Source organism: Pseudonocardia lacus (assembly GCF_018531445.1).
GTDB lineage: Bacteria > Actinomycetota > Actinomycetes > Mycobacteriales > Pseudonocardiaceae > Pseudonocardia > Pseudonocardia lacus.
Window position 1 is genome coordinate 1 of the sequence record NZ_JAHDTH010000444.1, and the last position, 1616, is coordinate 1616.

The following is a 1616-nucleotide window of genomic DNA, read 5'->3' on the forward strand; positions in this document are numbered from 1 at the left end:
CTGCGGGGCCACGGGCAGGGCGGGGGGCAGGGCGGAGGGCGGGGCGAGCAGGTCGGGCGGGTCGGCGCGGCGGGGTCCGGGCGGGGGCGCCGCCCGGGGCCCGTCCGGTTCGGTGCTCGGGCGGAACGCGGGGCCGGGATGGGACACGGGACCTCCGGGGCAGGGGCGGGTGCGGGCGGATCAGGGCAGGCGGGCGAACCAGCGCAGCGAGGTGGCGGCCGCGGCCAGCGCGGCGACGAGTGCGGCGGCCAGGACCCACCCGGTGACCTCGCGCTCCTCGGTGCGGTACCCGACCGAGGAGCCGATGTCCTGGTAGACCTCCTGCAGCTCGGCGCCGGTGGCCGCGGTGTAGGCCGTGCCGCCTGCGGCCGCGGCGAGGTCGGCGAGCGCGGCCGGGTCGACCGGCACCGGCAGCGTCCGCGGGCCGCTGTCGATGACCCCGGCGGGCGTGCCGTAGGCGATCGTGGAGACCGGCACGCCCGCGGCCGACGCCGCCTCGGCCGCCGCGTCGATCGGGGTCCCGGCGGTGTTCGCGCCGTCGGAGAGCAGCACGACGCGGGCGGGCGGGGGCCCTTCGGCCGTGGTGCCCAGCGCGGTGTCGAGCGAGCCAACGGCGTCCAATGCGGCCTCCACGGCGTCGCCGATGGCGGTGCCGTCGCCGAGGTCGGGATCCTGCAGCGCGGCGAGCACGGGCGTCCGGTCGAGCGTCGGCGCCACCGCCACCGCCGCGGCCCCGGAGAAGGTCACCAGCCCGACGTTGAACGTCTCCGGGAGCCCGGAGACGAACGCGCGCGCCGCCGCGGTGGCGGCGTCGATGCGGCTGGGCTCGACGTCGGTAGCACGCATCGAGGTGGACACGTCCAGGGCGACGACCACCGTGGCCCGTTCCCGGGGGACGGCGACCTCCAGCACCGGGCGCGCGAGCCCCACCACGAGGCCGAGCACGACGAGCCCGAACGCCACCGCGGGCACGTGGCGCCGCCATCCGGGGCCGCGGCCGGTCACCCGCTCCAGCAGGGGCAGCGCGGCGAAGCGGACCGCGTAGCGGCCGCGGCGGCGCTGCGCGAGCACGTAGGCCAGCGCCAGTGCCGCGACGGCGGTGAGCAGCACCAGCCACCAGGGCTGCAGGAACCTCATCGGACGGCCCTCCGCGTGCGGCGCCGGCGGGCGGCGAACCGGGCGAGGTCGGTCGCCCAGTCGCCGTCCGTGCGCAACTCCAGGTGGTCGGCGCCGGCCCGGCGCAGGGCCGCCGCCGTCGCGGCCGCGTGCTGCGCGGTCACCTGCGCGAACCGCGCCCGCAGCCGCGCGTCGGTGCGGATCTCGCGGCGCCGCCCGGTCTCCGGGTCGACCAGGACGAGCGCCCCGACGTCGGGGAGCTCGCGGTCGCGCGGGTCGACGACCACGACCGCCAGCACCTCGTGCCGGGCGGCGAGCCGGCGCAGCGGCACCTCCCACGGCGAGTCGTCGAGGAAGTCGGACACGACCACGCGCAGGCCCGGGCGGCGGTGCTCGCGGCGGAACCGCTCCAGGCCGGCGGCCAGGTCGACGGCGGCGCCGGGGCCCGGCTCGGCCCGCGGGGCGGCGAGCAGATCGCGCAGCAGCGCCCGCCGGGCGAG

At 79.7% G+C, this 1616-nt stretch carries 2 protein-coding genes; both read right to left on the bottom strand.

What is annotated here, in order from left to right; all coding sequences use genetic code 11:
• Positions 1 to 180: 180 nt before the first annotated feature.
• A complete protein-coding gene (locus KIK08_RS38945; RefSeq protein ID WP_214408320.1) occupies positions 181 to 1137 on the bottom strand; it encodes a VWA domain-containing protein in 957 nt (318 codons plus the stop codon).
• Positions 1134 to 1616: DUF58 domain-containing protein (locus KIK08_RS38950; protein WP_491063198.1), on the bottom strand; the 483-nt coding region annotated here is incomplete at its 5' end. The genes KIK08_RS38945 and KIK08_RS38950, both read right to left, overlap by 4 nt.